This is a genomic window from Rhodococcus jostii RHA1 (genome assembly GCF_000014565.1).
GTDB classification, from domain to species: domain Bacteria; phylum Actinomycetota; class Actinomycetes; order Mycobacteriales; family Mycobacteriaceae; genus Rhodococcus_F; species Rhodococcus_F jostii_A.
The window spans coordinates 1,113,299-1,123,075 of sequence record NC_008269.1; the positions used below are offsets into that span (position 1 = coordinate 1,113,299).

Here is a 9,777-nt window from a genome sequence, read left to right on the forward strand (position 1 = left end):
AGCATCACGCTCGGTCCATGACCATGGTCGAGTCTGCGGGCTACCGGCCCAACAGCCTGAAGCGGAACCGCTCCGATGTCTGAGAAGCCGCCGACGTCCACTTCGGCCGGTGGCTCGGAAACGAGCGCCGACTCGCCTCGGCCACGGTTACCGTCCGTGTCGGTTCCCAAAGGCGGTGGTGCCATTCGGGGCATCGGTGAAAAGTTTTCGGTCAACCCCGCGACCGGGACGGGTTCGCTGTCGGTGCCCCTGGTGTCGACACCAGGCCGGTCCGGCTTCGGTCCGCAGTTGTCCCTTACCTACGACTCTGGCGCCGGCAACGGAGCGTTCGGCTTCGGGTGGAGCCTCGGCCTGCCGTCGATCACCCGCAAGACGGACAAGGGCCTACCCCGCTACCGCGACGGCAGCGAATCCGACGACTTCCTCATCTCGGGGGCGGAGGACCTCGTCCCGATCCTTGACGACGCCGGGCACCTAACCCCGTTGTCGCGCACCGTCCATGGCATCACATACACCGTCCATCTCTACCGTCCTCGCATCGAAGGACTGTTCGCACGGATCGAGCGGTGGACACGAGAGGAGGACGGCATCAGCCATTGGCGCACGATCACCCGAGACAACGTGACAACAATTTTCGGCTACGACGACAACAGCCGGATCGCCGACCCGAACGACGCCCGTCGAGTCTTCTCCTACCTGATCCAGTTGACATTCGACGATACGGGGAACGCCACCCATTACACGTACGTTCCCGACGACGCCCGTGGGGTCGACCCAGGTGCGGCGCATGAGGCCAACCGAGACGATTCGCAACGCCGCAACCAGCGATACCTGAAGACCATCCGGTACGGCAACTTCCAGCCCTACTTCGCGGACTGGTCTGACGAGGGGAGCGACGACCCGTTACCCGCCGACTGGCATTTTCGCATCGTGCTCGACTATGGCGACCATGACGACGATGCGCCGACGCCGGAGCGGGATACTCCGTGGCCGATGCGTCCGGACCCCTTCTCCAACTACCGGGCTGGCTTCGAGGTGCGCACCTCCCGCCGCTGTAGGCGGGTTCTGCTCTTCCACCATTTTCCGCGGGAGGCCACTGCGGGGGCGGAATACCTTGTGCGGTCGAGCGATCTGCATTTCTCCGACGAGACCTCACCGGCCGATCCGCGGAATCCGAACTACACCATGCTGGAGTCGATCACCGAGGTGGGCTACCGGCGCCGAAATGGCGGGTACATTCGCCGGGCCATGCCGCCCTTGGAGCTCTTCTACAGCCAGCCGGAGATCCAGTCCCAGGTGTTGACGCTCACCGATCCGGACAGTGTCACGAATCTGCCGGAGGGTGTGGACGGCGCGCGCTACCGCTGGGTCGACTTGAACGGCGAGGGTCTTTCGGGTGTGTTGACGGAACGAAACGGTAGCTGGGCATACAAGCCGAACCTGAGCCCACTCCACGAGGTGACCCTTCCGGATGGTCGCCGGCACACCCGCGCCCGATTGGGTGCTCTCGAGCGGGTCCGGTCGATGCCGGCACCCGGTGACCTGAACCGACAGCAGTTGTTGGACCTCTCCGGGGACGGGCGACTCGACCTCGCCACCTTCGAGGATCCGGATCCAGGCTTCTTCGCGCGCGCTGGCGACTCCGGGTGGGAACCGTTCCGAGCCTTCCCCGGTCTGCCCCGTCTGAACTGGACGGAGCCGAACCTCAGGTACGTCGACCTGACCGGCGATGGCCTTGCCGACGTGCTGATCACGGGCGATGATGTACACACGTTCCACCGGTCGTTGGGGGAAGGCGGATTCGGTCGCGCGGAACTGGAATTCGTGCCCCGTGACGAGGAACGCGGACCCTGTGTGGTGTTTGCGGACGGAACCGAGACCGTCGCGCTGACGGATCTGACTGGCGACGGACTCAGCGACATCGTCCGGGTACGCGCCGGCGAGGTGTGCTATTGGCCCAACCTGGGCTACGGGCGCTTCGGCCGGAAGGTGACGATGGACGGGGCGCCCCGCCCGGCCGACCCCGAAAGCTTCGACCCGCGCCGCATCAGGTGGGCAGACATCGATGGCTCCGGCACCACCGATCTGGTCTATGTCGGGGCCGACGGAGTACAGGTGTACTTCAACCAATCCGGCAATTCCTGGGCTGCACCGCACCGACTGGCCGTATTTCCCGGCGCCGACAACCTCAGCTCGGTAGATGTTGTGGACCTTCTCGGCAACGGCACCTCCTGTCTGGTGTGGTCGTCCCCTCTGCCGGGCCAGTCCAGCCCACCGTGTCGGTACGTCGACCTGATGGGGTCGAGCAAACCGCACCTGCTGATGTGTCTGCGCAATAACCTGGGTGCGGAAACGCGATTGGCGTATGCGCCGTCGACCAGGTTCTACCTGCGCGACAAGCTGGATGGCCGCGCATGGGTCACCCGGCTTCCGTTCCCGGTACAGGTCGTCGAACGGGTCGAGACCTACGACTGGATCGGCCGCAGTCGGTTCGTCAGCCGCTACACCTACCATGAAGGCTTCTTCGACGGTTCCGAACGCGAATTCCGCGGTTTCGGCATGGTGGAGCAGCGCGATACCGAAACGCACCGGGAAGACACGTTGTTCCCGGATTTGGTCACCACGGACGAGGACAACGCATCCTTTGTACCGCCGATGCTTACCCGCACCTGGTTCCACACCGGCGCGTTCGTCGAGTCCGGGTCGGTCTCACGCCAGTACACCGACCAATACTGGGCGGAGCCGTCGCTGCGCGGCACCGACCCGGCGTCGGTCGCCGCCCGGGAAGCGCTGCTGCTACCCGACACGGTGGTCGAGAGTGGACTAACTCCCGACGAGCTGCGCGAGGCCTATCGTGCGCTGAAGGGTTCGGCGCTGCGCACCGAGGTATACGCCGAGGACGGCACCGCGCGCGCCACGCACCCCTACGCGGTGACGGAACAGAACTTCACGGTACGGCGGATCCAGGCTTTCGGCCCGAACCGGCACGCGGTCTTCCTGGTCCACCCACGGGAGTCGTTGACCTACCAATACGAACGCGAACCCGACGACCCGCGTATGTCCCACCTCGTCACCCTGGAGGTGGACGAGTTCGCCAACATCCGGCACTCGGTGTCGATCGCGTACGGCCGGCGGGTCGGCCACCAGGAACCCGCCCCCGAGCTATCGGCCGGCTTTCGGGACATGCTCGCGCACGACCAGACGCGCCTCCACATCGGTGCCGCCGAAAACCTGTACACCAATCCGGTTCATCGGCCGGACGAGGCCGTGGTCTTCGACGTCTACCGCGGTCCACTGCCCGCGGAGGCGATCACCGCCGAGCTGACCGGGATCGCCCCCGCCGCAGGCCGCTTCGGGTTCGACGAGCTAGTCGGGCACTGGGCGAGCTTGTGGAGCGGCCCGCACGACATCGCCTACGAGGACGTGTCGACGCCGGACATCGAGGGTGTCGGCGTGCCGACCGCGCTGGCCCGCCGAATCGTGGCACACCGTCGCACGCTCTACCGGTCCGACGACCTGACCGGCCTGCTGCCGCTGGGGGCGCTAGAGTCGCACGCGTTGCCCGGGGAGGAATACGTCCTCGCCCTGACACCCGGCCTCATCGACCGTGTTCTCGCAGGCCGCGCGACCGACGCGGTGCTCGACGAGGGCGGCTATGTTCAACTGCCGGGCAGCAACGGCTGGTGGCGCTCGTCCGGCCGGCTCTTCTATTCGCCCGGGGACGCGGATCCGCCGGCGCAGGAACTGGCCGCCGCGCGCACACACTTCTACCAGCCGCGCCGCGCGGTGGATCCGTTCGGCGCCGTCCACCGGGTACTCCATGACGACTACAATCTGCTGCCGGTCGCGGCTACCGACCCAGTCGGCAACCTCACCACCGCCGCCAACGACTACCGTGTCGCACGGCCGTTTCGCTCGACCGACCCAAACGGCAACCACACCGAAGTCGCCTTCGACTGTCTGGGCCAGGTGGTCGGGACGGCGATCCGCGGCAAGGCCGGGGAAGGAGATTCGCTCGCCGGATTCGACGCCGACCTGTCGGTCGCCGCCTACGCCGACGCGCACGCCCACCCGTTCGCCGACCCGATGGCGCTGCTGGGTGCCGCGACCTCACGCATCATCCACGATCGGTTCGCATACCTTCGGACCCGAGACCTGGCAGCGCCCGACGCCCCCACCGTCTACACGATCACCCGCGAGACTCACGGCTCCCAGTTCGGGGCGAACCAGTCGCCACGGGTTCACCACCTGTTCGTGTACTCCGACGGGATGGGCCGCGAAGTACAGCACAAAGCTCAGGCCGAGCGAGGGGCGGTGCCCGGCGCCGGGCCGGACGTCGTCCCGCGCTGGGTGGGCAGCGGCTGGACCGTCTACAACAACAAGGGCAAACCGGTCCGCACGTTCGAACCGTTCTTCACCGACACTCACCTATTCGAATTCGGTCGCCGGGCCGGGCTGAGCTCGGTGACCTTCTACGACCCGGTCGAGCGTGTCGTCGCCGTCCTGCACCCGGACGACACATTCGAAAAGACCGTATTCGATGCCTGGCGAGAGCAGACGTGGGACGCGAACGACACGGTGCTTATCGCCGACCCCCGAGTCGACGACGACGTGGGCGAGGCCTTCCGCCGACTGCTCGGCTCGGCGGTCGGTGCCTTCACGTCGTGGTATGACCGCCGGATCGGGGGCACATGGGGTGAGGACGCCGACGAGCGGGCGGCCAACCGGGACGCCGCGCAGAAGGCCGCCGCCCACGCCCGGACACCGACCGTCACCCACTTCGACTCACTGGGCCGCAAATGCCTCGCGGTGGCGGACAACGGCACCGAAAACAGCATCGCCCAACGCTATGCCACCCGCACCGCCCTGGACACCGAAGACAAACCGCTGGCCGTCATCGACGCGCGAGGCCGTCGCACCATGGAGTACTGCCTGCGGGAACCGCGCGCCGACGGCGGATTCCGGTACCTGGCTGGCTACGACATGGCCGGAGAACCGCTGTACCACAACGACATGGACGGCGGAGAACGACGCCTGCTCAGCAACGTCGCCGGTCACCCCATCCGCAGCTGGGACGCGCGCGGGCAAGTGTTCCAGCTGCGCTACGACCCACTACAACGCCTCACCCACCGCTTCCTGAGCCGACCCGACAGTGAGGACGTGCTCCTCGAGCGCTCGGTGTACGGCGATCGCCACCCCGACCCAACCCGCAACCTCAAGGGACAAATCTTCCGCCGGTACGACGGCGCCGGCGTCAGCAGCAACGAGCGCTACGACTTCAAGGGCAACCCGACAGAGAATTCCCGACAGTTTGCACGCCAAAGGCCCACCCCAACCCGCACGCGTCAGACCCCGGACTGGTCAGCGATCGCGACCATCCCTGACGCACCGATCCTCGACGTAGCCGCACTAGACGCCGCCACCGCACCGCTGCTGATCGCGGCCGACCGCTTCACCTCTACCAGCCACTTCGACGCCATGAACCGGCCCATCCAACTTGTCCTGCCTCATGCCGCCGGAGCCCCACCCTCCGTCGTCCAGCCGACGTACAACGAAGCCAACCTGCTCGAGTCCGTCCGCGCATGGATCCGGCAACCGAACACTCCGACCGAGCTCCTCGACCCGGCCACCGCCGACGCCCCGGCCGTGACCGGTATTGAATACAACGCACACGGCCAGCGAATCACGATCCGTTGCGGCAACGGTTCGGTCACCAGCCAGTCGTTCGACCATCAAACCCAACGCCTGCTCGCACTATCCACCACACGACCACACAACGACCCGGACGCCCGGGTGGTGCAAGCGCTGCGCTACACCTACGACCCGCACGGCAACATCACCCGATTGCGCGACGACGCCGACATCCACAACGTCGTGTTCTTCCGCAACCGACGCGTCGACCCGACCGCCGACTACACATACGACGCGATCTACCGCCTCATCCGGGCCACCGGTCGCGAACACCTCGGACAGACCGGTAACGCCCCGACCCCACCGCACCAGGTGACACATGACGACGGCCCACGCACTCACCTCGCCCAGGGAGTACGCCTGCTCAACCCCGGCGACGGCAACGCCGTGGACACCTACACCGAGAATTTCAAGTACGACCCGGCCGGCAACCTCGAGACGATGATCCACCGAGTGGCAGGCGGCGGCTGGACCCGCCACTACGCCTACACCGCGCCGAGCCGGATCACCCCGGCGGAAACCGGCAACCGGCTGACCGCCACTAGCCTGCCCGGAGATGTCGACGACGGCCCCTACAGCGCCACCTACGACCACGACCCACACGGAAACATGACCCGGATGCCGCACCTCCCTGTCATGACCTGGGACGAAACGGACAGACTGCAAGCCACTAGTCGCCAGGTAGTCGACACCGGCATACCAGAAACGACCCACTACAGCTACGAGGCAGCCGGCGAACGCCTGCGCAAGACCACCTATCGGCAGGCCGCGCTCGGGCAAGTGCCGACCCGCAAGAACGAGCGAATCTACCTGGGCGCCATCGAGATCTACCGCGAATATGACCCGGATGGGACGCTCACCCTCGAACGCGAGACGCTGCATGCACTGATCGACCACCGCAGAATCGTCACCGCCGAGACTCGCATCCTCGACCTCCACCGAACCGATCAGGCCCCGGTCCAGTTGTTCCGATACCAATACTCAACCCACCTCGGTTCGTCCACGCTAGAACTGGACGCCCAGGCCGGCGTCCTCAGCTACGAGGAGTACTTCCCTTACGGCTCGACCGCCTATCAGGCGGTCCACTCGGAGACCGACGTGCCGAAGAGATACCGCTACACCGGCCAGGAGCGCGACGAGGAATCCGACCTTTACTACTACGGGGGCCGCTACTATCCGCCGTGGCTGGGCCGCTGGACAGCGTGTGATCCAGCCGGCCACGAAGATGGGCCCAACCTGTACATGTACGTGCACGGCAATCCCGTCGCGATCAGCGATCCGACCGGGATGTGGAGCTGGCGCGATGTCGCTGTCGTGGCCGCTGTCGTGGTCGTCGGTACGGTCGTCACGGTCGCCACAGCCGGCGTAGCCGGTCCACTTGTCGCCGGCGCGGTAGCAAGCGTCGGTCTGAGCGGCGCGGCGGCCACCGTCGCGACCGGCGTAGCAGTAGGCGCCGTGGCGGGAGCAGCAGGAGGGGCCGCGGGCGAGCTGACCCGCCAAGTCGGAAGCGGTGAGCAAATCAGCGGCAGCAAGATCGGCCGTGCGGCACTGGTCGGAGCCGCGCTCGGCGGTGTCACCGGCGGCATCGGGGCATACGCTACAACCGCCGGTGGCGCAGCCCAAGTGGCCCGAGCATCGACAGCCGTGCGCGCGTCCAGCGTCGGGCGTGCAGGTGCCGCCGTGGCCGCCGTCGCGAGTGCCGGGGCAAGGGCCGTTGCCCGGGTACCCGGCGTCCGCCAAGCGGCTTCGGTTGCCGAAGGTGCCGCCCGGCAGGGTGCACGAGCGTTAGGTGGGATCCAGCGCACTGCAGAGAATCTCGGCCTCCGCGCCGGTCGTGCCCTGTTCACTCAGGGCTCACGCGGCGCGCATGCCGTCGAGAGAATTGCTGCGGCCCGCAATCTCCCTGGCGGTCCGTCATCCGGTGGTGTACAGCCAGTAGTTGAGCGAAAAGCGTCCGATCCGTTGGCTGGCTTGACTCCAGGTGAGATTGAGTCTGCCGTATTAGCGCCAGGCCGCGCCGATCTCATATTGCAGGCTCCCGCGCCGACGGGTGCCCGAGTGAATGTTTCAGGAGGCATGATGGTCAACGAGCACACCGTGCCCGCCGCAAGTACGGCCAAAGGAGCGACTGGCATTGTCGCAACCCGAATCCGCGTGCATACGGCCGATCCAACCGCTCCAGAGGGTTCCAATTCTGCTTCGGGTAACACTGTGAGCATTACGCAGGGTGGTGGTGCACGGAGGATGCTGCCGGATGGATCCTGGGTCCAGACGTCAAGGGCGACCGGCGAGCAGATGAATTTGTCCCATATTCCGATTCACCGTGACTGAGCACCCCAATGTCGCCGGTCACTGAGAGTGCGGGCGACGGTGTCATCGGGTTTGTAGACGCGCAGTGGTCGATCGTCGGCATCGTGACGGCCTCGTCGTCCGGGTGACGGTACTGACGCTCGTGGGTATTCCAATGCTCGGCGCGGTGATGACGACACGGCCGGACGGGACGGGACGGTGCTGTCAGCCGGCTGCGGGGTGGGGACAGCAGAACGAGAACAGCGGTGATGAGCAATCACACCAGGGACCGGTTCGTGTTGGTCGCAGTGGGGCGCCCGGCCACCGCGGTCTCAGCCTCGACCAAGCGGCCAGGTCGTCGCCGATGCCAGCACGGACCTGGGCAGCATCATCATCATCGGCTGGGGGAGAACCACTCCGATACCGAGATCACCACGCCCCGCCCCGATCAGGTCACCGCTCGCCGCAACGGGAGCGGAGACGAACTCGCCGTTGACATCACCGCCCCACACAACTGGAAGATCCACGCCCGCAGCGGCTCCCAAGTACTCGCCGGTGAGAATGCTGCTACTCCACCGATCGCACATGGCGGAACTGCGCGGAGGGACGCTGGCCCGATACGGAAGGGGGTGTTGTGGTTGGCGAGTGCGAGCGACGCGTTCTCGAACAAGGTGGTCGGCTGGCGTACCGGGCCGCGAGCGGACACTGGTGGGCGAGGTCGGTGAGGATCTGGGCGCTGGTGGAGGCGGGGTTGTCGGGCAGGGCCAGGAGGTGGTGGTCGGTGCTGATGCTCTTCGTGCCCGAGCAGGGCGGTCTTGCGCAGGCTGCTCTCGAGGACGTTCTTCGTCTTCGCCGGTGATCGGGATGTTGCCCGGCGGCTGGGGAGCCCACAGGTGCGCTGAGCTCCTCGAGTGTGCTGTCGAGTGCCGGCTTGGTGACGCCCCCATGAGGTCAGTGCTGCCGCTCCGGGGCAGCCGGCGCCCGAGGATCTGGGGCGGGTAGGTGTTCGGTGCCGGCGCCAGTTCTGGTGGTGGGTGCGGGGCGGCTCCGGCGGCGAGGGGGTGACTACGTGGCGGGCTTGATCGGAGAATCTCTCGAACACGATGACGCGCTCCCTCCCCAGGCGTCGCTTCGAGCGACGCGATCCACTGCTGAACTCCCTGCTGTTCATTCGGGGGTCCTGGCGGGTGCGTAGGTGGGTAGGGGTGGGATCGATGCGACGCTTGCACTTGCGGGTGTAATGGTGCTGTGACCTGGTGTGATGACATGTCCCTGGTTTGTGATGTTGGGGATGCCGGGCGACGTGTCGGCGGGGGCGGTGGGCGTCTGTTTCGCACGGTTTCGGATCGATCTTGAAAATTGTTGTTTTACAACATGTTTGGGTAATCAATTGATGAGTAGGCATTTACAAAAATTATGCACACCACTCAGCTTGTAATGTTTGTAATCTGTTGTAAATTAACAAGTTTAGAAGTTCGGAGATTTTCTACGATTTTAGGTTCCGTGAAGTGGGTGGTATGCTTGTGGGTATGACATTGAGCGGCGCGGATAGCCGATGGGGAGACAGGCTGGGCGCACCCTCCCTGTCTCCCCAGCCTCATTCGGGTGTGGGGGCCGGATCGATCTGGACGATGAAAAGTGCAGGTAATAACCTAATCTCGGAAACCCAGAGGAGCGAAGCGACTCGATCGACGGCAACGGAAATGGACCCACTGCGAGCCGCGCAGCGGCTCCCTGGCGGGGAGCGAAGCGACTCGCCCCGTCTCCGGGTGCGGAGCACCCGGAGCAGCGCCGCGG

2 protein-coding genes are annotated in these 9,777 nt (G+C 65.9%); one reads left to right on the forward strand and one right to left on the reverse strand.

Features of this window, described 5'->3' with window-relative positions; translation table 11 throughout:
* Window positions 1–156: 156 nt before the first annotated feature.
* Complete coding sequence (locus RHA1_RS40755) at window positions 157–8,022, forward strand: SpvB/TcaC N-terminal domain-containing protein (protein WP_050787615.1); 7,866 nt, start codon at window positions 157–159, stop codon at window positions 8,020–8,022.
* A gap of 290 nt (window positions 8,023–8,312) precedes the next feature.
* On the opposite strand, the gene RHA1_RS51005 is transcribed toward RHA1_RS40755, so the two are convergent.
* Window positions 8,313–8,507: a hypothetical protein gene (locus RHA1_RS51005; protein ID WP_167541007.1), complete on the reverse strand. Its 195-nt coding sequence runs from the start codon at window positions 8,505–8,507 to the stop codon at window positions 8,313–8,315.
* Between the last annotated feature and the right edge of the window lie 1,270 nt (window positions 8,508–9,777).